Annotated in this window: 24 protein-coding genes; 1 reads left to right on the top strand and 23 read right to left on the bottom strand. The window is 66.8% G+C overall.

The window, feature by feature from the left end; genetic code table 11:
- Positions 1–9: 9 nt before the first annotated feature.
- From ASE95_RS02785 to ASE95_RS02895, 23 genes are all read right to left on the bottom strand, one after another.
- Positions 10–3234, bottom strand: a complete 3225-nt coding sequence (locus ASE95_RS02785) for a phage tail tape measure protein (RefSeq protein WP_056631115.1) — start codon at positions 3232–3234, stop codon at positions 10–12.
- Between the two features lie 6 nt (positions 3235–3240).
- Entirely contained in the window at positions 3241–3498 is a 258-nt protein-coding gene (locus ASE95_RS02790) for a hypothetical protein (protein ID WP_056631117.1), read from the bottom strand.
- A gap of 26 nt (positions 3499–3524) precedes the next feature.
- On the bottom strand, positions 3525–4049 hold the full coding sequence (locus ASE95_RS02795) for a hypothetical protein (RefSeq protein WP_056631121.1): 525 nt from the start codon (positions 4047–4049) through the stop codon (positions 3525–3527).
- Complete coding sequence (locus tag ASE95_RS02800) at positions 4049–4516, bottom strand: phage tail tube protein (protein ID WP_056631124.1); 468 nt, start codon at positions 4514–4516, stop codon at positions 4049–4051. The genes ASE95_RS02795 and ASE95_RS02800 overlap by 1 nt, the downstream gene beginning before the upstream one ends.
- Positions 4517–4529: 13 nt before the next feature.
- Positions 4530–4937: a tail completion protein gp17 gene (gene gp17 / locus ASE95_RS02805; RefSeq protein WP_056631126.1), complete on the bottom strand. Its 408-nt coding sequence runs from the start codon at positions 4935–4937 to the stop codon at positions 4530–4532.
- Entirely contained in the window at positions 4934–5371 is a 438-nt protein-coding gene (locus ASE95_RS02810; protein ID WP_056631131.1) for an HK97-gp10 family putative phage morphogenesis protein, read from the bottom strand. The genes gp17 and ASE95_RS02810 overlap by 4 nt, the downstream gene beginning before the upstream one ends.
- Positions 5368–5688: a head-tail joining protein gene (locus tag ASE95_RS02815; RefSeq protein ID WP_056631134.1), complete on the bottom strand. Its 321-nt coding sequence runs from the start codon at positions 5686–5688 to the stop codon at positions 5368–5370. Before ASE95_RS02815 ends, ASE95_RS02810 begins: the two co-directional genes overlap by 4 nt.
- A gap of 2 nt (positions 5689–5690) precedes the next feature.
- Positions 5691–6020, bottom strand: a complete 330-nt coding sequence (locus ASE95_RS02820) for a DUF2190 family protein (protein WP_082449957.1) — start codon at positions 6018–6020, stop codon at positions 5691–5693.
- Positions 6021–6086: 66 nt separating this feature from the next.
- The gene (locus tag ASE95_RS02825; RefSeq protein WP_162234655.1) at positions 6087–8126 is read right to left on the bottom strand and encodes a prohead protease/major capsid protein fusion protein; all 2040 of its coding nucleotides are present in this window, start codon (positions 8124–8126) and stop codon (positions 6087–6089) included.
- Positions 8127–8143: 17 nt separating this feature from the next.
- Positions 8144–9649 (bottom strand): phage portal protein, encoded by a 1506-nt coding sequence (locus ASE95_RS02830; protein WP_056631144.1) that lies wholly within the window; start codon positions 9647–9649, stop codon positions 8144–8146.
- 2 nt (positions 9650–9651) lie between these two features.
- Positions 9652–9864 (bottom strand): phage head-tail joining protein, encoded by a 213-nt coding sequence (locus ASE95_RS02835; RefSeq protein WP_056631147.1) that lies wholly within the window; start codon positions 9862–9864, stop codon positions 9652–9654.
- Positions 9864–11975 carry a phage terminase large subunit family protein gene (locus ASE95_RS02840; protein WP_056631150.1) on the bottom strand — a complete coding sequence of 704 codons (2112 nt, stop codon included), beginning with the start codon at positions 11973–11975 and terminating at the stop codon, positions 9864–9866. Before ASE95_RS02840 ends, ASE95_RS02835 begins: the two co-directional genes overlap by 1 nt.
- On the bottom strand, positions 11975–12556 hold the full coding sequence (locus ASE95_RS02845; protein ID WP_235528153.1) for a hypothetical protein: 582 nt from the start codon (positions 12554–12556) through the stop codon (positions 11975–11977). Before ASE95_RS02845 ends, ASE95_RS02840 begins: the two co-directional genes overlap by 1 nt.
- A gap of 322 nt (positions 12557–12878) precedes the next feature.
- Complete coding sequence (locus ASE95_RS02850; RefSeq protein WP_235528155.1) at positions 12879–13523, bottom strand: hypothetical protein; 645 nt, start codon at positions 13521–13523, stop codon at positions 12879–12881.
- A 129-nt stretch (positions 13524–13652) separates the two neighbouring features.
- Positions 13653–16481 carry a phage/plasmid primase, P4 family gene (locus tag ASE95_RS02855; protein WP_235528156.1) on the bottom strand — a complete coding sequence of 943 codons (2829 nt, stop codon included), beginning with the start codon at positions 16479–16481 and terminating at the stop codon, positions 13653–13655.
- 66 nt (positions 16482–16547) lie between these two features.
- Positions 16548–17048 (bottom strand): single-stranded DNA-binding protein, encoded by a 501-nt coding sequence (ssb, locus tag ASE95_RS02860; RefSeq protein WP_056631156.1) that lies wholly within the window; start codon positions 17046–17048, stop codon positions 16548–16550.
- On the bottom strand, positions 17045–17287 hold the full coding sequence (locus ASE95_RS02865; protein ID WP_056633054.1) for a DUF2312 domain-containing protein: 243 nt from the start codon (positions 17285–17287) through the stop codon (positions 17045–17047). The genes ssb and ASE95_RS02865 overlap by 4 nt, the downstream gene beginning before the upstream one ends.
- Positions 17288–17544: 257 nt before the next feature.
- Positions 17545–17901: a hypothetical protein gene (locus ASE95_RS02870; protein ID WP_056631159.1), complete on the bottom strand. Its 357-nt coding sequence runs from the start codon at positions 17899–17901 to the stop codon at positions 17545–17547.
- Positions 17901–19043 carry a DNA polymerase III subunit beta gene (gene dnaN / locus ASE95_RS02875; protein WP_056631162.1) on the bottom strand — a complete coding sequence of 381 codons (1143 nt, stop codon included), beginning with the start codon at positions 19041–19043 and terminating at the stop codon, positions 17901–17903. The genes ASE95_RS02870 and dnaN overlap by 1 nt, the downstream gene beginning before the upstream one ends.
- Positions 19040–19672, bottom strand: a complete 633-nt coding sequence (locus ASE95_RS17920) for a hypothetical protein (protein WP_162234656.1) — start codon at positions 19670–19672, stop codon at positions 19040–19042. Before ASE95_RS17920 ends, dnaN begins: the two co-directional genes overlap by 4 nt.
- Positions 19673–19686: 14 nt before the next feature.
- Complete coding sequence (locus tag ASE95_RS02885; protein ID WP_156347852.1) at positions 19687–19950, bottom strand: hypothetical protein; 264 nt, start codon at positions 19948–19950, stop codon at positions 19687–19689.
- Between the two features lie 14 nt (positions 19951–19964).
- Positions 19965–20435, bottom strand: a complete 471-nt coding sequence (locus tag ASE95_RS02890) for a phage regulatory CII family protein (protein WP_056631176.1) — start codon at positions 20433–20435, stop codon at positions 19965–19967.
- A complete protein-coding gene (locus ASE95_RS02895; RefSeq protein ID WP_056631179.1) occupies positions 20432–20716 on the bottom strand; it encodes a carph-isopro domain-containing protein in 285 nt (94 codons plus the stop codon). Before ASE95_RS02895 ends, ASE95_RS02890 begins: the two co-directional genes overlap by 4 nt.
- A gap of 9 nt (positions 20717–20725) precedes the next feature.
- Here ASE95_RS02895 and ASE95_RS02900 point away from each other — a divergent pair, with 9 nt between their 5' ends.
- On the top strand, positions 20726–21496 hold the full coding sequence (locus ASE95_RS02900; protein WP_082449477.1) for a S24 family peptidase: 771 nt from the start codon (positions 20726–20728) through the stop codon (positions 21494–21496).
- Positions 21497–21574 lie beyond the last annotated feature (78 nt).

A 21574-nucleotide genomic window follows, 5' to 3' on the forward strand; every position in this document is an offset into this window, starting at 1 on the left:
GAAGCTCGATCACGCCAGCCGCTGCCGCTGCCGGAGCGCGCCCGCGCGGTTGCCTTCACGCACCGTCTGCACAGAAACGCTCCCTGAAATGCCGGCCACGCGTGGCTCGAACATCTGACCCTCACCGACCACCAGCTGCACGACGGACTTCGATTGTTGTGCGCGAAGCCCGCCGTTCGGGATGATGCTACCGCTCATCCCCGGCGCGAAGATTTCGGGACCTTCCTCGCCGACGACGAACCACTCGTTGGGCGTGATCGCGCCACCGTTCTTCCGGAAGCCGCCGAACGACGACGACGCCATGGCACTGCTCAGCGCGCCGCTTGCCTGACTCGCGATCGATGCGCCGAGCGCCGCATCGCCCCCACCGCCGCCCGCAAACAGCATGTTGGCGAGCGGCTTGATCAGCTGCTGTTGAATGGCGATGTCGATCAGGCTCGCCATGATCCGCTTGCCCATGTTCACGAAGGCATCGCCCAGCTTCTGCGTGCCCAGCACGGCGTCCGTCAGGTCCTGATTTAGCCCCTTCAGGGCATCGACGCGCATCGCCTCGACGTCTTCCCGAATCGCGGCGCTCGACCGGCCCAGCTGGCGCATGAAGGTGTCGCCGGGACCTTCGTTCTGCCGATCGACACTGGCGCGCCGCTCGGCATAGACCTGCGGCAGCATGTCGCGGCGCTTGCGGGCGTTGTCCCACTCCGCCGACGCCGTGCTTTTCGTGGCAAGGATCAGGTCGAGGTCCGCCTCTTCCTGCCGACGCTGGAGGTCGAGCAGGCGCAACTCGCCATCGCGCCGGCCGGCGATGCTGTCGGCAAGGTCGATCTCCGCGCGCACACGCTCCTGCGCGCGCTCGTTGTCGGCCCCAGCGAGGTCGTATTCCTGCTGCGCCAATGCGGTCGAACGATCCCGCTCGACGATGCCGCGGCGGATGGCGAGTTCGGCATCTTTCGCAGCCAGCAGTTCCGCGCGACGCGCTGCGGTCAGGTTTTCATCGACACCGTTCTGCCGGATCGTCGACGCGCGCTCTTCGTCGAGCGCCGCCATATCGGCCCGGTAGCGCGCCTCAATCCCGCCTGTCAGGTCGGCTTGCGCCTGCAACTGGGCGACCCGCGCGCGGCCGATTTCGTCCAGGTACTGAGCGTCATTTTGAGCGCTGCGGTCCTTCGGGGCACGGGTCTTGCGGGCCTTGCTGTCGTCGTCCTCGAATTTCACGTCGCGGGTGACGCCGGTGTCTTTCTCGGCAGCCGAGATCGCCTTGTCGAGAATGTCGAAACGTTTCAGCGTTTCGGCCTGAACGGCTGCCATCTTCGCGAAGTTGGCAGCGGCCTGATCGCGATTATCAGCCGGCTCGAATCCGAAGAAACCCAGCACCTTCTTGTCGATCGACCGTTCCCAGTCGTTGCTTCCAAATGAGACGGCTTCGTACGCCTTCTGCGCCACACTGGTCGACGCAGCCCGCGCCCGCATGCTCGCCGCACGTGCCGCTTGCAGGTCCCCGCGCGCGGCCTTGACCGCCTCGATCGCGCGAACGCGGTCGGCGCGCGCCAACGCCAGCGCTTCCTTACGCGCCTCGCCTTGCGCGAACGCCAGCTTCTGCACGATGTCGACACTGTTCGCGGTCGCGGCGCTCGCCGCGTCCATTGCGCCGACGTACTTCGCCGAGGCCTGACGTTGCTGCGTCAGCAGCGGCAGCAGGATCGATAACGCGGTGACCGCCAGGCCGACCGGACCTGCGAAGCGCAGCATTGCAGCACCTAGCGCACCGATCGCCGTACTGGCGCCCGCAGCGAGCAGCAGCCGTCCCAGCATCGTCACGAGGAAGCCGACCGGGTTCAGCAACGCACCAGCTGCCGTACCGATGATGGCGAACGATCCGCCCAGGGCCGTGCCACGAATGGCGAGCAGGGCCAGCAGCGGCAACAGCTTCGTGCCGATCAGCACCATGGGGCCGAGCGCGGCTGCCGCCAGTCCGGCCGCGGTCACTAGATAGAAAAAGGCGGGCGGGGCCGACGCAAGGCGCTCGACCAGCGCCGCGACGCTATCCTTCACGAAGGTCACGACCTGAATGAGGCCGGCCTCACCGATCGCAATCTTCAGCTTCTGCCATGCCGCCGAGAGGCGCTGTGTCGCCGCAGCCTCACCATCGAGCAGCACGGCGATCTTCTGGTCGGCGCTCGCTTTGTCGATCGACGCCTTGACGTCGGCGATGCCCTTCGCGCCCGCCTGCATCAGCGCGATGGCGACGCGCATGCCGTCGGTGCCGAACATGCGGGTCAACGCATCCTGACGGCTACGCGCGTTCAGGCCGGCGAGCCGGGTATTCAGCACCTCCGCGGCCTCGCCGAGCGTCTTCATGCTGCCATCGGCGTTGAAGAAGCTGATGCCGAGCTTTGCCATCGTCCGCTCGGCATCTTTGGACGCCGGCACGAGCGAGAGCAGGAACGTCTTGAACGACGTGCCGGCATCGGAGCCGCCGGTCATCAACGGGATGACCGCCGCGAGTGCGGCGTTCATGTCCTCGAACTGGTAGCCGAGGCCACCCGCGATGCCGCCAACTTGCCCGATCGCGTCCTTATAGCCGTCGAACGACAGCTTGGACGCGTCCAGCGCGCCGCTGACCTTGTTCACCACGTCGGGCAGGTCGCTCGCGGAAAGGTGGAATTGCTGGAGGATATCCGTCGTCGCGTCGGCCGCGTTGCTCAACTCGGTCTGACCGAGCACGCCCAGCTTCAACGCATTCTCCAGCCCACCGCCAAGAATGCTGGCGGCGCTCATACCGTTCTTCGCCAGCGCCTCGATCGCGCCCGCCGCCTCGATCGCGCTCTTGCCCATCGCCGGGCCGAGCCGCAGCGCCGCCTCGCGCAGCTTGTCCAGTTGCTCCGGGCTGGCGTCCAGCATTGCCGCGTGGACGTTGTTCATCGCGGCTTGGAAATCGGAGGCCGCGGCCTTCGACGCTGCGCCGATCGCCACGGTCGGCAGGGTTAGGCCCGCGGTCAGCAGCAGCCCCGCGCTCTTCACCTCGCGGCCGATGTTCTGCACGCTGCCGATGATGCGGACGGCCGCTTCGTTGACCTTGTGCGCGGCGCGGTCGATCGACGCCGCCATGCCCTTGCCGGACTTGTCGAAGTCCTGCTCGGTCCGCTTGGCCTCTGCCCGCGCCGTGCGCATTCCCGCCTGAAACGCGGCATCCTTCACGCCCATCGAAATGACGAGCGAGGCCAGCAATGCTTGCATCTGGCGTCATTCCTTTCGGCGGCGAGGTGGTGGACCGTCCAGCACCTCGATCTTGATGGGAGCGCCCGCGGCCTGAAGCGCGCGGAACGCCAGCGCCCGCTCGGCGGGCGTCTGAGGGCCGCTGGCCTTCGCTGCCGGCTTGTCCGCCGACAGGTACTGCCCAACGGGCCTGATCTTGTCCTGACGGGCGAAAAACTCGCACCGCCAGGCACCGTAGGTGGCAAGGTCGTGATCGTCGCGGCGGCGCTGCACCCATCCGCGCATCGCCGCCGCGTACCCTGCCGGCGTCGTCAGCCAGAAGGCGGGTTCGTCGAACCCGGCGCGGGACCATTGCGCGAGGATGCCCTCCCAGTCCGTCCGCGCTTGGGGGTCGAAGGCTTTCCCGGGGCGGCCGGTCGACCATCCCCCTTCCGCCCTTCGCCCTGACCCTGCGCCGCCCGGATCGCGTTGCCGATGATCTCGCCGAACCGATGCTGGCCCAGTTCGTCGGCGATATCGCTGACATCATCGAGCGTGACGTCGTGGTGGTGGCGCTGGAGGCCGTGCCACGCGAGATCGCGCAGCACAGACAGGCGGACACGGCGCATCGCGTCCGCCATTTTCTCCATCGTGCCCGCCGACAGGTTGGGCACGGCGCCGGCCGACATTGCCGAGGCAATCGCGAGCGCCGTCTCCGTATCGATGTCCGGCACCGCGTCCGCGACGACGGCGAAGAACCCCTTGCCGTATTGCTCCTCCACCGCGCACTGCGCGGCGTTGCCGAGGAACAGCGTCCAGCGCTGCCCCGCGGCGTCGAACACCTGCGCCGCGAGCATTACGGTGCGATCACGCGCTGCGTGGCGGCGACCACCTCTTCATCGTCGCCGGTGAAGCGGACGGTGACGGTCTGCGTCATGCGATCGTTGATCGGCACGCCGCGCCCGCGCGACTTCACGATCAGGAAGCCGCTGATCTTCAGCCACTTGTTCTCGGGCGCCGGCAGATAGGTCTCATACGCGCAAACCTCGCCGCTCGCTCGCGCCGCTCGCAGTTCGGTGTCGGTTTCCGAGCCGGGGATATAGTTGATCTCCAGCGTGCCTTCGCCGTCGTCGGTCAGCCCGGTGCGCCATTCCTTCTTCTTCTTCGGCGACTTGAAATGGGTCACCTCGTATTCGTCCGCCGACTGCTCGGCCATCGGGACCTGCGTGACTTCGTCGATCTCGATCCACGGCCCATTGCCGCGCTTGAGGAAGAAGCCCGTGCCGTAACCCGACTGGGCTTCACTGTTGCCGTTTGCGTCCATGTTGCGCCTCCTCTCAGGCAGGTGTGTGCGTGAAGATGATGTCGATCGACTCGCGCGCGATCTCTTCGCGGAACCGCTGCGGTTCGCCCGACTGCTCGGGCTCAGCGCCCGCGCGAACGTTCGCGATCACGGCGCGCTGGAACCGCACGCCCTCGACCACGTCCGCCTTGATGAATGTCGCGATGCACCGCTCGCGCAGTGCCGCGGCCTCGCCGGCCGTCGCCGCCCAGACGTCCACCTGGACGGTGGTCTGCCGCGGCTGGAAACCCTTGAAATGCTCCGGTCGCGGGTCGGCGACGGTCTGGAACGTGATCTCGGGCAGCCCGGTCAGGCGACGGGTCCACCCGCCGGCCGCGCCGATCGCGTCGGTCAGCTGCACGTCCGCGCTCGCGCGCGCGGTCAGCGCCACCTCAAGCGTCATCGCGTCAGCGCCTGCACGTCGGACATCAGCAGACTCGCGACCAGCCGTTCGGCGGCAGGGCGCTTTGCGGCGATGGCCGGGCGCATGAACGGGTTGGCACCCATGGTGCGCGTCCCGAACTCTTGAAAACGGGCGTAATAGACGTCCCCGTCTTCGGTCGACCCGACCGGCCCGACATAGACCTGCACGGTGCCGTCATCGACGCGCCGGCCGAGCGTCCCATAGATGCGGGCGTCGTTGGTATCGGCGACCTTGATGCTGTCGCGCAGCAGGCCGGTGTCGAACGGGGCAAGCCGGCGGGCTTCTTCGGCGATCAGTTCGCCGCCGACATGCAGCGCCGCGCGCTTGCGGGCCTCCGGCACGCCCTTGGCGAGCGCGGCCAGCTTGCGATCGAGGTCGCGGAAACCGCTGCTGCGGAACGTCATCGCGCTCATAGCGTCCGCCTGACGGGGCAGTCCCATACGCCCTTCGTGTCGAGCATGACGCCGTCGCCGACGACATAGTGCGCGTTGCCGCTGTCAGGTCCCAACGTGACCTCGTCGCCGGGCTTCGGCGCCTCGACCTCCCAGCTGCGCACCCGCAGGATCGTGCCGCGGCGCTTCAGGCTGATACTTCCGAAGCGATCGTCCTGATCACCGCTGCGCAGCCGGATGGTAACCGTGGAGGGCTGCCCGCTCCACGCGGCAGGCTCTCCGAACGTGGCGAACGCGATATCGACGATCGCGCGCCGATGTCCGGAGAACCCGCTCATGGTCAGACTGCCGGCAGCAGCTTGACGTTGCCGACGACGTCGGCCGCGGCCTTGGGCGCGGCCGTCATGCCGATCTTGGTGTTGCCCGCCGCGGTGGTGGTGACACGGGAGTTCGCCGCGTCCCAGTAGAGCGCGAGGCCGTTCTGCGCCCATGCCTGCGCTTGGCAGGGGAGCTTGTAGACGCCCGCGATCCAGCCCGAGAAGGTCTGGCCGGCCGCAGCATTGGTGGCGGGAATGACGAGGATGCCGTTGATCAGAACGGGCACACCCGCCTTGACCGCCGCGTCATGGACGTAATCGAGGGAGTTCCCCTCTTGGACGAAGTTCTTCATGGCATACGTCTCCATCCGGTCAGGGCGTGCCCGCCCTGCCGGTCGTTAGAGGTCGAGGTGGTGGGGTCAGGCCTTGCCGGTGTTCCGGAAAGCGCCGCGGTAATCGACGGCGCCGGTGTAGAAGTCCTCGGTCACCCGCCACGCCATCCCGTCGACGTTGAACGTCTCTTCGGAGATCACGCGCGGTCCCGGCGCATCGGCGAGATAGCCGTAGACGAACGTCGGGAGGTCGGACGGGTCGGCATAGAGTTCCCATGCCTTGCCATCGATCGTCCCATCGACGGTCGGGGTCAGCCGCCCGGCGAACGGGTTGATATCGCCCGACAGCACGGGCTGGAGCGGCGCGACCAGCTGCTCGGCGCGCGTTTCCAGCGTCGGGCCGACCAGCATGCGGGTCGGCGCGACGTTCAGGATGTTGTCGTCCATGTCCTTCTGCTTGCGGATCGCGGCGCGCGCGACGCCCAGCGACTCAATCTCCATGTCGGTGCCGTCGGCGCCGCTCAGCAGGTTACCGTGATCCTTGTGGAACAGCGTCTTGCCATCCGACATCTTCGGACCAAGGCCACCGTTCTGCGCCTTCATGGCGTAGAAGGTGTTGTTCTCGAACCGCGCGATCATGCGGCCGATCGATCCGAACACCTGATCGAAGGCGCCCAGGTCATCGTTGACGATCGCCTGCCGCGACAGCCGCAGGATGCGCCCGTACGAGCCGAGCATCACCGTTTCCTTGCCCTCACCGATGGTGCCGGCCTTGATCTCGCCGTCTTCGGCGTAGGGCAGCAGCGTCGGGAAGTCGCCGACCCGCAGCAGCGCCGTCTGCTTGAAGTCGGTCAGGTCGCGCCGGGCCGCGATATCGCGGTACGTCGGGGCCGCGGCGTTGTAGCGCGCGAGCAGCACGCGGTTGCCCGCGCTCTCCATCAGCATCGGGAAATCCGAGCTGGTGTGCGCGGCGCGCAGGATGGTGATCGGGTCACGCTCGCGCGGCGACAGGCCGGCGCGGCTGGCGGCGATCTCCAGCAGGCGCATGCCCATGAACTCGCGCGCGGCATCGCTCGGCTGCTCGCGGAGGGTCCGCGCGGCCAGCGCATCGGCGATGGCGTTGCGCGAGCCTTCTTCCTGCTGACCGTTCGCGCCGAAGCCCGGCGTGCCGCGCACGCCGCCGGTCTGAGCGCGCTGCGCCTCGGCCGCGGCCTGCATGATCGCAGCGCGGGCCGCTTCGGTGCCGATCTCGCCGCGGCTGTTCTGATCGACCAGTTCGCGGGCGCGGGTTTCGACCCCGAAGCTGCGTGCCTGATCCATGAAGTCGACCGCGTCGGTGGCCGCGAAGCGGCTGACGGACGGGGCCGGTGCGGGGGTCGGCGTCGGCGTGCCGGCGCCGCCCGGAAGGTCGCGAACGAACATTTCTTCTTCCTCATTGGTGGCGTCATCGCCGGTGACCGGGGTATTTCCATGCGGGGCAGACCGAACCCCGGCGAGCCGGTCTGCGGGAACGGGAACAAGGCTGACCTCCAGCAACTCCCAGCGCGTGGCGGTCCACGTCTCGGAGACGTCGGTCCGCTCGGAAAGCGTCCAGGTGCTGACATCGTAGCCAATCGAAATGCCGGTCAGTTCGCCGCGCGACACCTGACCCTCCGCAGCGCGGCCAGCGTCCGTGTCGGCAAATGCGATGGTGCCAACGAGCAGGTCGCCCTCGATGCGCGCCGCGATCACGCGCCCCAGCGCATCCTTGACGTCGCGAGAATTGTGCGCGTTCAGAAATGGGCAGAGATTGGAGGCGACCCGCGTCAGGTCGATCGCGTCTGCCGACACCTCCAGTTGCTCGATTCCGAACCAACGCGTCACCGCCGATCCCGCCGAGAACACCGCCTCGACGGTGCGGGCGGTAGGATCGTACGAAGAGCCGGTGAACGCCGCCTCACGCACACCGCGCGATGGCGGCGGTGCGCCCCGCTCGCGCTGCCCCGGAGTGGGCGCTTCGCGCGTCATGTGCCGTGCCGGACCGTCCGGCTGCGGCGCGCGGCGGTCGTTGCCCGCCACGCTCTCACCTTTCTTCACCTCGCGCGCGGGCACCGCCCGCTTCGGCTCGGCCGAGCGATCGTCTGTCATCACCATGCTCCTTGAAATCAGGCGCTCTTGGCGCCCTGCTTGTCATCTCTCGAAACGAGGTAGCCCGCGGCCACTTGCAGCACGCCGCTGTCAGTCACCCGGCGCGGATCGCTGTCGAGCGCTAGGCCGAGATCGTCGATGATGTCGTTCAGCCGCTTAATCTCGCTAAGCTGATCGTCCGTGTTGATGCCACGCTCGGCAAGTGACCGGCTCAGCGTCTTCAAGCCCGCGCGGATCTCGATCAGTTCGCCCATGAGGTCCTTGATCGGATCGACGAAGCGGCGAACCGGCAGCGCGTAGCCGACCTTCATCGCCAGATACCGCTTGTCGCCGGTCAGCAGCGCGAGCCGCGCCATCCGCCGATCAACCGCCGGCCGAACCGCGTGCGGGATGATCACGTTCTGCTGCCAGTCGTCGAGCAGCGACCAGTGACCCAGCATCGCCGCGCGCAGGCTGGAATAGTTCGCCTGACTGACGTCGCCGGTCATCAGGTGGTAGGGTGCCATGTTGGCGGACACCGCGGCCATCTGCTGCCGGATGAATTCGACCGCGCCACCCGACTGGCTGGGGTTGATCGTGTTCACCGTCTCGCCCGGCCGCGCTCGCACGATCATGCCGGGGGCGAGAGACTCGATCCCGCGTTCGTCTTTCGCCTCGCCCTCGCGAGGCGCGGCAAGCGGCGACCCCGAGTTGCCCTCGCCCGGCGTGATGACCAGACCGAGACACGCCTGCACCTTCTGCTGCATGCGGACGGCGTCTTCGATGTCACCGATATCGCGCAGCGTCATGGCGACCGAGGACAGCCAGGACACGCCACGCGTCTGCCCGAAGCGCAGGCGCTCGAACACGTGGTCGACATGCTGCGCGGCGATCGGCGCTGACATTTCGGCCCCGCCGAACAGCACGTCGCCGGGATGGTCGGCGAACAGCCAGTATGCCGACCGCGCGCGGTCGCGATCGAACTGGACGCCCTGCACGATCCGCCCGCCGGCAGTCGTCGTGCCCGTGCGGGAGTGGTCGAGGTAATCGCCCTCCAGCCCCTCGATCCGACCGTTCGGGCCGTCCGCATCGGCGTGCCACGCCGTCAGCGTCTCGCCCCCCACCACCACGCCGCGCGCGGTCAGCTTCTGGTGCTCGTAGAAGTCGCCGTTGCCGTCGACCTTACTTTCCGCCCAGCGGTCCCACTCTTCCTGCGCTCGCTTCTGCACGATCGGATCGTCGTGCTTCAGCTGCACCGCGATCCCGTCGCCGATCATGTTGGCGACAATCTGCCGGACGCCTGCCGCGGCATATTTGTTGTTGCGGACCAGATCGTGCGCGCCGTTGCGCAGCATGACGATGCCCTTGGCATTCTCGCCGTCCGCGGAACTGCTCGGGCGCCGCCAGCCTTTGGTCCGCCGCCCCTTCGTCGCGGCATCGTACTGGCGCACGGCTGAGAAGCCAACGCGCGCCGCCTGCCGCTGCGCCGCCCAGCCCGGCGCCCACGGCTCGATCAGGCCGTCGATGAGATCGCCGAGCGCCATGATCAGTTCGGGTCGTAGGCCGCGAGCGTCGTGCCCGACCCGTTGTACGTGGCGGGCGTCTCGGCCGCGCGCTGCCGAAAGTAGCCGAGCGCCTTCGTGATATCGCCGACGCCACGATACGTGACGCTCTCGCCCTCGCTCTCGATCCGGGCGACGCCCGAGCCAAGGCCGCGCTCCAGTTCGGCAATCTCGGTCGCGAAATCGGGTGCGGGCATCACAGCCATCCTTCTGTCTTTTCGACGTAGCCTTGCCGCTCAGGGGGCGGTGCCGGCGACGGCTGCGGCGCGGGGGCCGCTGGGGTTTGCGTCAGGTCCGGCGCGAACAGGTCCCGGAGGCCGTCCTCGCGCGGTGCGTAGCGGTCGGCGCGGAGCGCCGCCCAATCCATCTCGGTCAGCGTGTCGAGCATCAGCTTTTCAGCCGCCGCAAAATTGTAGACCCGGCAGTCGAGGTAGTGGTTCTGCCGGCTGGGCATCACCATCCACCGGCGATCCGGGAAGCCGTTGACCATCCGGACTTCGATCGTCTCGGCCGTCGCCTGCTCGAACCAGTCGGCGGGCGTGTCGCGCGACAGGTGAACCCGGCCGACCGGAGCCACCTCAGCCGTGCCGCCTTCCTCCGCCGCGTTGAACGCCTGCATCGTCGTGCGCAGATAGCCGTACCAGCTGAGCTTGACGTTGCTGACGCCGACGATGTGCGCCTTGTCCTCCGCCTTCGATCCGGCACGACCGGCGCGCCGGCCCTGCTGTTCGTAGCCGATCGCTTCGCCGCGCCCGAGTATCGGGCGACCCCAGCCGGCGCGTCCGAATACTGCCAGACGCCGGGGGCGCTTGGCGCAGTAAGCCTGCGCGGCCGGTGTGTGGTAGCCGGCGTCGATGCACTCCCAATCGATCGGCAGCACCTTGCCGCCGGGGAAGGCGGTGCCGCGCTGCGAATATTCGTCGAGCGCCTTCCACGCGCCCTCACCGGGCACGTCGGTCGCGCCGGGCAGGAAGCGGGCGTCAAGCTGCCACGTCTCTTTGCGCGGGCCGTGCCCGACCTTCTCGACGTAGATGCCGTCGCCCTGCACGTCGCCGCCCAACGTCACGACCAGCGGACCGATCGGCATCTGTCCGATGCCCCAGTGCTGCTCGCGCAGCTTCATCAGCTGCTCGTAGTCGGGCGTGTCGGTCGCCACCTTGAAGGCGATGCCGCGCTTCAGGTTCGTCCACGTCTTAAGCTTGGACACGTCGCCCTGTGCATCACGGAAGCCGACCGCCATCTCGCCCCACGACTGGAACGTCGAGATTTCACCAGCGAGGTGGAAGCCCCGCTTGCGGCTGGGCTGCATCCGGGCGCGGAATGCCTGAAAGGCTTCCTCGGTCAGCACCCGCGGCACCGGCTTGTCGTCGATCCGGTCGGACAACCACCCGTCCGGCCGCTTCATCTCCGGCTTGCGCCAGTGATCGATCGGGACGCCGCAACATGGCGGCACCAGATGCGCATGCTCGTGGTCGCCGTCGCCCCACTGGATATCGCCCCATTCGATCAGGAAGCGGTCTGTGCATTCCGGGCACCGCAGATAGTAGCGGCGCCGGTCGCCCTTTTCGTACGCGGCGGCGATCTTGCTGGACCCCTCGATAGTGGGGGTCGAAATCTTGAGCCGTTTGGAAAGGCCTCGCGAACGCCACACCTTCAGGCGTTCGTCGATCATGCCTTCCGGGCTGCCCTGCCCATCGAGATCGGACGGGAACTGGTCGAGATCGTCCTCGACCGCGTACCGCACCGTGCGCTGCCGAAGCCCCGCCGCTGAGTTGGCGCCGGCCAGCAGGATGTACCCGCTCGACCGGCTGAACAGCACCTTTTTGGACGTCGAGCCGTCGCCGTTTGCCAGCCCCTGCGCGCGGATGGTCCCGCGGCGATCCGGGTTCAGCTTCGGCGTGGCCTCGACCATCGGCCAGAACTTTTCCGCTGCCCAGTCGAGCGCGGCCTGAAAGGTCGCCTGGACGAAAAGCACCGGCCCCGGCGCGAGGTCGCTGATGAAACCCAGCCAGTTTTCCGCCGAGGCGGAGCCGCCTGACTGGGCGCACTTCATGACGGTGACTTCCTCGCACGGATCGTGCGGGGAGAGCGCGTCCATGATCTCGACCAGTTCCGGCGCCGTGTCGTGGCTCCAGTCACCGGGGATCGGTGCATCTTCGGGGAACTTGCGGAAGTCCGCCGCCCACTCCGAAACCGTCATGCGAGGCGGTGGCCGAAGGGCATCCGCCAGCGCCTTGTTGAGGCGACGGACATTGCGGCGCAGGGCGTTGCCGCCGACCGTGCCGAAGCGCCCGTAATCGAAGCCCATCACGCCGCCTCCGCTGTCACATCCTCTTCGTCGTCATCGTCGAGCGCACCGCCCGCGATGGCGCTCGCCAGCGCGGCGAACGCCTTGTCGGTTGCTTCGTCGAGCAGCGCCATGATCGCGCGCGGCTCGCGCTCGGCAGCCAGCCGCTCGGCACGTGACCGCAATTCCGACTGAACCCGTTCGCGCGCCATTCGGCCGAGATGACCGAGGCGACGCTCCGCCTCGACGGCCGGCACCAGTTCGCGGGCAAGCTCCGCGTTCTTCATTCGCTTGCCGACCAAGTCTTCCTCGGCGACCTCCGCGCGCACTCGCGACAGGTTGCGCTGCGAGATCAGCGAACCGTCGTCCGGCTCGGCCGCAAGGGGCAGAACCGGCGACGCCTCTGGAGCGGTCGCAGGCCGACCGCGCGTCGGATCGAGGCGGGCGTTCAGCCTCGCCTCGGTCCGGCCCGCGTCGACCATCATGCGGCCGGCGGCATCCTCGGCAAAGACCAGCAGGCCAGCCTTCTTCCAGTTGCTGACGGCCGACTTCCCCACGCCGCGGCGCTTCGCGAAGTCGGCTTGTGTCAGCAGATCGGCCACAGGCTCCCTCGTGCACTGGCGTGAACGGTTCAGTTCACGGGGTTCATAATCATAAATCGCCCTTGAACCCTGAGGTGCTGCGCTCAGCACCACCGCCCGACCCGGCACCCCCCAAAAGGGACCCGTCGGGGGTGGGGGTATGATCGGCCATGCGCCAGCGGCCGGCACGGTGGATCATACCCGAAAGCACGAAGGGCGCCCGAGCCGAAGCCAGAGCGCCCTTCGTGAAGGTTCGGGAGGGGATGCTGTACGGAACCCGAAGGCCCAACCCAGCGTGACAAGAAATAGCCTCAAATCATGCCATAGGCGAACAGGGAAAATGTTAATCGGCGCACTTTGTGAGGGTTGACACAAGTTCCCGTGGATTTCCGCCATTCTTCGCAGCCGCAATCGCGGCAATGGCGCGACCGTACCGCATCCGCATGCCATCTGCGCCCCGCGCGCCGCCCATCTTGCGCACCATCTTGATCCAGGACACCTCGCGCTGCCCGCGTGCCAGCTGGGTGATAACCATCGCCACTAGCCGCCGATCGTCCGCGGGAACGTGGCCCATCCAGCCGAACGCATCCTCCATCTCATCGATCTCGGCGCGGGTCTGCGAAGCCGGGCGCAGCGTCACGTCACTGCTCGTCCCATCGCCGCCGCGCGCATCGTAGTCGCCAGCCGCCAATTCGCGCATCGCCTCCGGCCAGTTCGACCGCACCTGCTGCCACCCGCGTTCGCGATCCGGTGTGCGCCAGCAGGTGATGACCGCCTCGACCAGCCGATCCTCGATCATGTCGAAGGTCCAGCCATGCCGTGGAAGGCGCGCGCCTTCCACGAGGAAGGAGGTCGAGGCGGCGTCGGCTTCCATTTCGGGGCGGTTGGTCACGGCTGAAATCCTCGGTTTTCTGCGGTTTTTTGGAAAGGATGATGTTCGATTGAGATCAAATGGAAGGGCTGGAAGGCAAATAGAGAGTAGGTTCATGTGTGCGCGCACACATGCGCGCATGGTGGGAGTTACCTGAAAGCGCCTTCCAGTCCTTCCAAAGGCGCAGAAATCCACCGTTTTCGGCTTCCAACCCGCCCTTCCACGCGGAACCCTGTCGGCTTCCAATCAATGCGGCATGTCCTCGTAAGGCGAAGCATTCGCCCCGGAGCCGCTCTGATCGCCGTCGAAATCGCTGACGGACTTCACCATCTCGATGTCGAGCCACTGGATGCCGTTCGAGCGTTTGTTCTCGAACCCGCGGTCTTCCATAGCCTTGGTGAAGCCGACTTGCTGCCACTCGGCTGCGCCGTTCGCCTTCGCCCAGGCGGTGAAGAGCGCGAACAGCTCCGACGACTTGGCGCGCGCACCCTCTACCGGGTCCGTGCATTCGTCAAGGAACCTTCCCAATTGATCGCTCTGCTCGCGATACTTGGCCGTCGCCGCGATCACGCCTTCCGGCTCAATCAGGCCGTGCTCGCGCCAGTCGAGCAGCCCTGCCAGCAGCGTGTTGAACACGCCGGCCGCTTCCTCGCGCAGCTTGTCGGGCAATTTTCGGTCGACGTCCTCCTTCGCGATTTGGATGTCCCATGGCACAAGCATGACGCGCCGCCAGATCCCGTCATCGTGCCCGGTGATCTTCGGCTTGTGGTTGCCGGACACCGTGACCTTGAACGACGGCAGGAACGTGAAGAACCCCTTGTTGAGGTAGCGCGCGTCGATCGGCTCGCCGCCCGTGATCAGCTTGATCAGCGCCTCGGCGAGCTTCGCCCCCTTCTCAGGCTCGGAGGTCCGGAGGAAGCGGATGCCCGGCAACCGCGCCAGATCCGGCGTGGCCTCGCCGCCCTTGCGGCCCTTGCCTTGGTCGAGGAACGTCTCGATCGCGACCGAACCACCATAATCGCCCGCGATATGCGCCCACAGGTCGACAAGCGTCGATTTGCCGTTCCGGCCTTTGCCATGGAAGAACGCCAGCTTCTGCTCGCTGATATCGCCGGTGAGCGACAGCCCGCCCCACTGGTGGAGGAAGCGCCGCATCTTCGGGTCGGGCTGCACCGTGGCGAGGAAATCTTCGTACACGTCGCATGCCGCCCCCGGCTTGAACTCGACATGCGCCACCTTGCTGATCAGGTCTGTCGGCCGGTGCTCCGTCAGGATCGCGCCCCAACGATCGCCGATCGTGATCTGCTTCATGACGCCCTCGACCACTGACCAGCGCTTCCCGGACTGGGTCAGCCGCAACGTGCCGTTCAGGACGTTCACGGCCATGCGGTCGGCATCCATCGCGTCCGATCGGATCGCGATTGCGTCGAATGACTTCACTAGGTTGGCGATGCAGCCAAGCCGCGACGCGCCCTCACTCGACTCCGCGTGTCCGCGCAGCATCTCGCTGAAATAGACCGGCACCTTGTTGTCACCGGCGCCCTTCCATCGATAGATGAAGTCGAGCGCGGCGGCGCGCACCTCTTCCGGCGCGTCTTCGGGCACTTCCTCGCGCAACCCGCTCGCCAGGACCAGGTCGGCCTCGTGGCGGATCGCGCGCACCGTGTCGAACACGGCGAGGCTGACCTTGCCGGGGATCTTGTCCTTTTCCTCGGACAGCAGCTCCCAACGACGCCCGTCCCACGCGAACCAGCCAAGCTCCGGACAGAACCGGAATCGCCAGCCGTGCCGCCGAAAGAACCGCTCCGCGTTGCCGAGATCCGTCATCGCCAGCTTGGCGCACGCCCGGTCGACGTCCGCGTCTGCCACCGGCGCGATGCGGCCCCCTGACCCCGTCGAGGGCATGGAAAGCGCCGTGCTTCCTGATTGGAAAGGCTCCGCTCCGCCCGCCGCCGCGGGTCCGGGCGCGGGCGACCCGGTGAACTCGTCGGAATAGGCTTCGACGGGCGGCAGTGGCGGAGGCGAGGAAGGCTCAGTGGAGCCGGCGCTGCCGCGCCGGCGCGCATGCGTGCCGATGCCGCTCAGGTCGTGCGGGGCGCCACGACCGCCCTCGATGCCGTTGTCGATCGCGGCGAGGTGCTTGTCGAACGCCGCAGGATCGAAAGTGCGAATGACCTCGATCAGCGTACTGCGGACGATCGCGGCCGAGATCGCGCCCGCGCCGATGAATCCGCCCATGTTGTATGCGGCCTGATAGGCGCCCTTGTTGCGCCCGCCGTGCCGGCCACCGCCCGGCGGCGTCGCGGCCAACTCGTTGGCCGTGCGGTCTAGCGCCGCCATCGCATAGCGGCGATGCGCCTCGTCGACGTCGACGGGGAACACGTCGGAAGATGCGCGCGGGAGCGGCGCGCTAGGATCGGCCGGCGCCTTGCGCTTCGGTGTCCGCAGGATCGACACCAGCGGCGCCGGCAGATCGACGATCGCCGCGTCGGCATCGCCGCGTAGCCAGCTGTATCCGCCCGGCGCGCAACGCTTGCCGTCGCCCTCGCAGTAGCTGGGCGGCGCGATCACGTAACCACCCTCGCCTCGCACGTCGATATGATCGGGCAGGCTGCCGACGTTGCCGATCGGCGGCCCGTCCGGCATTCGGAAATAGACGTGAACACCGCCTGATGGCGTCCGCACCGCGAGGCTCACCGGCAGCGCGCAACCCATCTGCGCCTCCAGCTCGCCCTTCAACCGCTCCAGCGTCCAGACCTCTTCCGTGATCTCGCCAGTGATCGGGTCGGCGACCTCGTCGACGCGCGGGTCGAAGTCGATCACCAGCATGCCGGCGCGCCCGACGGCGATGCCGATCATCGCGCGCGGCCACTTCGACCACCAGGCGCGGATCTGCGTCTCGTAGGTGCTGGCCTTGGAAACGCCTCCCGACCGCGGGATAGGCTTGTTGTCGGCGTCCTTGTCGCGCGGCAGCAGCGGCGACTTGTCGCGCACGTTGCACGGGAATACCGGCCAGCCGCGGCGCGCAAAAAGGAGGGCCGCGTCGAGCATCGACGAGGCTTGGGTGGTGATCACGCTCTATACCCCTGAAGAACCTTGGCGGCAGGCGGCTTCCCGGCCTGCCAGCGGGCCGGGAAGCGGTCAGAAGGGAACGTCGTCGTCCAAGTCCTCAAAGCCGCTCGTCGTCGATCCGCTGGTAACGCTGCCCCGCCGCTGCCCGGCCGAGCCACCGGCAGCACCGCCGCCCGCCGTGTCGGTGTATCCGGAATAGTCGCTACGCCCCGGATCGCTCTCGCGCTTGTCGAGCAGCGTCAGCGCCGAGTTGAACACACCCAGCACCACCTCGGTCGAATATCGCTCGACGTTCTTCTGGTCTGTCCACTTACGCGTGCGCAGCTGCCCCTCGACATAGACCTTACTTCCCTTGCGCAAATACTCCATCGCGACCTTTTGCAGCCCTTCGTTCAGCACCACGATCGAGTGCCATTCGGTGCGCTCTTTCTGCTCGCCCGAACTGCGATCTTTCCAGCGCTCGCTCGTCGCGATCGAGAAGTTCACGACCCCGCCGCCATTCTGGAAGCTCCGGCTCTCCGGGTCTCGCCCGAGGTTGCCGACCAAGATAACCTTGTTGACGCTGCTCATGCCATCATTCCTAATGCTCGCATGTAGACTTCCATGATGGCCGTCTCTTCTTGCTGCTCTTCCGGCTTCCGCTTGCGTAGGCGCAGAATGCTGCGGAGCGCCTTGATGTCGTACCCGCGGGACTTCGCCTCAGCGAACACGTCCTTGATGTCGTCGCTGATGCCCTTGCGCTCTTCTTCAAGCCGCTCGGCACGCTCCAGCAACAGGCGGACCTCATCCGCCGCGACACCCTCGACCACCTCGCCGCCGTTATGGCCAACGACGGGCCGATTCTCGTCGCCATCCTCGACCGGCGGCACGTAGATTACCTGTCCGCCCCCGATCGGCTTCCCGATCCAGCCAGCGCTGGCCAGCGCCTTCGTCATGCACTTCAGCGAGGGATTGGCAGCGCGGATATGCGCCGGCAGGCCATCTGCGACCTCGCCCAGCGTGATCCCGTCGCGCCCGACCAGCATCGCGCCGACAGCTGCGGCGACTTGAGTGTCGAGCCGCTGCTTCACGTCAGCGCGCGCTCGGCCGCGGCTAGCTCGGCGCCCTCGAACACGCGCGCAAACATCGCGACGGCTAAACCAAGCTCACCCGAGCGCACGTAGCGAATACCATCTTCGACCTCGCGATCGTTGCCGCCTCCGCACGACATGTCGCGATAAGCCGCGGCGATCGTCTCGGCATCGAGCTTGTCGAGGACTTCATCCTCGTCGACCGTGACGCCGAGCGTGACATTCTTGTCGACGTCGTCGACCTTGCCCGAGATGATGCGCTCCAGCGTGTCAGAACGCGAGAAGCCGGCGTCGAGCAGCGCCTTGGCCAGCTCCTCCGGCCCAAAATCGTTGTCGAAGGTGTACGTCTTCATCATCTCGCCTCACCAACCCCGATCGACTGGATGACGGCGACGAGGTCGGGGTCCTTGTCGGACGTCAGGCGCACCGGCGTCGGTGAGTCACCGACGAAGTGCATGGTCAGCTCACCGCCGTCGGCGAAGGTGCCGAGGGCGGAAATCAAATAGCGTTGGTCGAGCTCGATGCTGATCGCTCCGCCGTCGACTGCGGCCTCTACTTCGTCGACGGCCGCCGATCCGGCCGTGTCGCGCGCACTCAGCGTCTGCACCTCGGCATCGGGCGTCAGGTCAAACCGGACGCGCCGCGACTTGCGCTCGCCCTCGGCGTCCATCACCGCCGTGACGCCGTTTACGGCGTCGAGCAGCGCATCGCGCGCCACGACCATGCGGTGCGCACCGTCGGCCTCGGCCGGGATCACCCGCGCGTAATCGGGGAAAGTGCCATCGACCGTTTTGAAGATCAGCCGCATGCCGCCCGCGCTCACCTGCACCGCGTTCTGCGCGACGCTCAGCGCGATCTCGCCCGACGCCTTGCCCAGCATCTTGCGCAGCAGCGCCACCGCCTTACTCGGCAGAATGACCTGCGGCATGCCTTCCGTGCCGTCCGGAGCCGAAGCCTGCGCCCGGACGAGCCGCACACCATCGGTGGCCGCGGCCGACATTTTCCCATCGAGCAGGTGCAGGTAAACCCCGCAGAGATAGTAGCGGGTCTCGTCGGTCGATTGCGCGACGTGGCACGCGGTCAACATCCGAGCCAGCGTGGCCGCCGCCATCGTGAACGACTGCGCCGCTTCCGGCTCCTTGCGCTTCGGGAAGTCGATCGCCGACAGTGACCCGAGGGTGCGCACGCTGCGCCCGCCCTTGATCGTCACCGCACCACTGCGATCGGTCGTCGGCGCGATCACCACCCTGCCCGGCTTGAGGCTGGCAATGCCGGCCACCAGCTTGCGGGCGTCGACGGTCGTTTCCAGATCGCCGGCCGCAGGCAGCGAGGCGCTGGCCTCGATGTCTAGGTCTGTCCCGGTGACGGTCAGCTCGCCATCGCGCGCGATCAGCAGGATATTGCTGAGCACCGGGATGGTGGTGCGAGCCTCCACAACATCGGCCACCTGACGCAGCGCGCTCAGCAGCGCGTCGCGCTCAACCTCGATAGTCATTTGAAAACGTCTCCGGTCTGGTGGCCAGTGGCCAGGATCACGACGCGTCGCAGCGTCGGCCGGGGCGCGGCGAACACACGGATCAGCCCGGCGAGAACCAGCACCTCGATGCCGCCCGCGACCGCCTCGACCGTCAGCCCCGTTCGCTCCGCCATTTGCTTGTCGGTGGGGCATGGCCGCCCAAAGCGAGCCGCCCGGTCGAGGATGGGCATCAACGCATCTACGGTCGCCGCCTCGGCATCGATCAGGCACGCACTCAGCGTACCGCGCACTGGCTTTCGCAGCACCGACGGCACGGTTGTGCGGACTGCGGTGTAGTTGAAAAGCTCAGGATTGCTTGTCGATCGCGGTCGCACCAGCAGGACGAGCTTACGCTCCGCCAGTGACCGCATCCGAGCCGCCCCAGGAGAACGAAACGGCAGCATTGCGCGCGTGGCATAGACGAACCGATCGCCGGCCTCGGCAACCTCCATCCATGCATTCACCCGCTCGACACTCGCCACGATCCCCGGCGCTTCGTCGGTTTCGACAAAACCCGAGGAGGTGGGCGGCAGGGGGTTAGACCGCCGCACCTCCTCGGCACGCGCGCGCCCGTCAGCAGCGCTCGTGATCTCGTTGGAATGGAGCACCCCCGCCATCCCGCTCAGGCGGCGAGCTGCTGGTCGACCGGCTCGAAGAACCAGCCGGCGAGCGCATCGCGGTTGAACATGCGCGCACGGACGCCGCATGACTTGAACAGGCTGGCGCCGAGCGCCATGCCCGGAGTGATCTCACCGTCGATCACGCGCTGGACAATCGCCCCGGTGACCCAAAGGCGAGCGGCAGCGCGATCCAGATCTCCGCCATGCTCGTGCGCTACCCACTGAGCCAACCGGCGCGCTCCTTCGTTCGGCGCACGCGCCGCCAAGTGCATCTTCATCTTCACGCTTCCACTCCCTCGATCGCCGCCAGCTCGGCGTTCATCGCCGCCAGCAACTCCATCAACTGCATGATCTCGCACCGGACCTTCCGCGCTTCGGCGGGCTGCACGACGCCATCTTCCAGCGCCTCGCAGAGCGCGACGGACACATCGGCACCTTCCTGAACCTTGCGAGCGAGCAGCTTCATCAAGTTCGCGCCCGCGGCGTCGACCTGGGGGAGCTTGACGAACACGCCGCCCATTTGATGACACAGGCCGCGCAAGATGTGCGGAGAGCCGGATCGCTCAGCGGTCAGCCGCTCCAGCGCGATCAGCACGTCAATCGGCAGGAAGTCTTCTGCCTTGTTCTCGTTCTGGCACTCGCCAAGCCGGCTCTTGCCAAGTCGGCAGAACCCGGCGGCAGCCTCCAGCCCGCCAACACCCTTGATCGCCTCTTTCGTGCGATGCTTCAGGTCGAGCAGCTCCGGCGTCATGCCGCTACCCGCCCGGAAATTTCGCGCTCGTTTCCAGATGACGTTGCGCCATCGGAACGAGCATCAAGCTGCCCATGAGCTTCTACGGTGCGCCCCAGCGGGAAAACGACGTCCTCGGCCGTGATGGCGATGCGCAGCTCTGCCGCCTTCTCCAGCACACGCTGTTGCTTGATGGCCGGGACGCGCCCCGTCGTTTTCCAACTTTGCACTGTTGAGGGAGGCTCATCCAGGTGCTCAGCCATCGGCCTCACGCCACCGAATTTGTCGAACAGGGTTTCCATGGTGAAGCTATGTGCGACAGGTTCGTACAGAAGTCTACGACTTTTTCGCACGGACAGCGTGCGATTTTTTCGCCACACAGCGGCATGCCCGATCTTGGTCCCGTCACCGCTCGCCTGAAGTCGCTTCGTGAGCGCGGGGGGCTTTCCATCCGCGCGATGGCGGAAGCGCTGGAGATACCCGCGTCCTCATACGCGGCCTACGAAGATCCCAAGAAGTTCAAGAAGGCGCTACTGCCGGTGCCTATGGCGACTAAAGTCGCTGACGTCTTAGAAGGTCACGACGTGGCTCGGCACCTGGTGATGGCGCTGGCTGGTATAGCGGCCACCGGCGAGCTGATGGCAGATCCAGAGGATCTCGCCGACAGGTTAGATGCCGTTCTCCTCGACGAGATCGAGGTTGGATACTCCATGGGCGGCGGCGCCGACGTCGCCGACTTCCCAATCGTGCAGCAGGTGCCGTTTAGCCGATCTTGGCTTAGCTCTCTAACGCAGTCTCCGGCATCGGAACTGTTCGTCGCCAGAGGGGACGGCGACTCCATGATGCCCACCCTTCTCGATGGCGATATCGTCATCATCGATCGCGGGCAGCGTACTCTGCGCCAGCAAGACCGGATCTGGGCGGTGTCATACGGCGGCTTCGGGATGATCAAGCGGCTCCGCGCGCTGCCTGATGGCACGCTCCAGATCAACAGCGACAATCCTGCGGTTACCCCCATTACCGCCGTCGATGGGGAAGCATTTCTGATCGGTCGAGTAGTTGCGATCGTTCGCAAGATGTAACTGTACGAAAAACTCGTTTGACAGCGTGCGACGTTTTCGCACATAGGATCGCCCACCGGCCTCTGCCGGAAGGAGCAT

The sequence above is a fragment of the Sphingomonas sp. Leaf231 genome, from assembly GCF_001421995.1.
Taxonomy (GTDB): Bacteria; Pseudomonadota; Alphaproteobacteria; order Sphingomonadales; family Sphingomonadaceae; genus Sphingomonas.

Coding starts and splice junctions, on each gene's coding strand:
- ASE95_RS02785 (WP_056631115.1), bottom strand. CDS start 3,234: ATGCAAGCATTGCTGGCCTCGCTCGTCATTTCGATGGGCGTGAAGGAT.
- ASE95_RS02790 (WP_056631117.1), bottom strand. CDS start 3,498: ATGCGCGGATGGGTGCAGCGCCGCCGCGACGATCACGACCTTGCCACC.
- ASE95_RS02795 (WP_056631121.1), bottom strand. CDS start 4,049: ATGCTCGCGGCGCAGGTGTTCGACGCCGCGGGGCAGCGCTGGACGCTG.
- ASE95_RS02800 (WP_056631124.1), bottom strand. CDS start 4,516: ATGGACGCAAACGGCAACAGTGAAGCCCAGTCGGGTTACGGCACGGGC.
- gp17 (WP_056631126.1), bottom strand. CDS start 4,937: ATGACGCTTGAGGTGGCGCTGACCGCGCGCGCGAGCGCGGACGTGCAG.
- ASE95_RS02810 (WP_056631131.1), bottom strand. CDS start 5,371: ATGAGCGCGATGACGTTCCGCAGCAGCGGTTTCCGCGACCTCGATCGC.
- ASE95_RS02815 (WP_056631134.1), bottom strand. CDS start 5,688: ATGAGCGGGTTCTCCGGACATCGGCGCGCGATCGTCGATATCGCGTTC.
- ASE95_RS02820 (WP_082449957.1), bottom strand. CDS start 6,020: ATGAAGAACTTCGTCCAAGAGGGGAACTCCCTCGATTACGTCCATGAC.
- ASE95_RS02825 (WP_162234655.1), bottom strand. CDS start 8,126: ATGACAGACGATCGCTCGGCCGAGCCGAAGCGGGCGGTGCCCGCGCGC.
- ASE95_RS02830 (WP_056631144.1), bottom strand. CDS start 9,649: ATGGCGCTCGGCGATCTCATCGACGGCCTGATCGAGCCGTGGGCGCCG.
- ASE95_RS02835 (WP_056631147.1), bottom strand. CDS start 9,864: ATGCCCGCACCCGATTTCGCGACCGAGATTGCCGAACTGGAGCGCGGC.
- ASE95_RS02840 (WP_056631150.1), bottom strand. CDS start 11,975: ATGGGCTTCGATTACGGGCGCTTCGGCACGGTCGGCGGCAACGCCCTG.
- ASE95_RS02850 (WP_235528155.1), bottom strand. CDS start 13,523: ATGAACCTACTCTCTATTTGCCTTCCAGCCCTTCCATTTGATCTCAAT.
- ssb (WP_056631156.1), bottom strand. CDS start 17,048: ATGAGCAGCGTCAACAAGGTTATCTTGGTCGGCAACCTCGGGCGAGAC.
- ASE95_RS02870 (WP_056631159.1), bottom strand. CDS start 17,901: ATGAAGACGTACACCTTCGACAACGATTTTGGGCCGGAGGAGCTGGCC.
- dnaN (WP_056631162.1), bottom strand. CDS start 19,043: ATGACTATCGAGGTTGAGCGCGACGCGCTGCTGAGCGCGCTGCGTCAG.
- ASE95_RS02890 (WP_056631176.1), bottom strand. CDS start 20,435: ATGACGCCGGAGCTGCTCGACCTGAAGCATCGCACGAAAGAGGCGATC.
- ASE95_RS02895 (WP_056631179.1), bottom strand. CDS start 20,716: ATGGAAACCCTGTTCGACAAATTCGGTGGCGTGAGGCCGATGGCTGAG.
- ASE95_RS02900 (WP_082449477.1), top strand. CDS start 20,726: ATGTGCGACAGGTTCGTACAGAAGTCTACGACTTTTTCGCACGGACAG.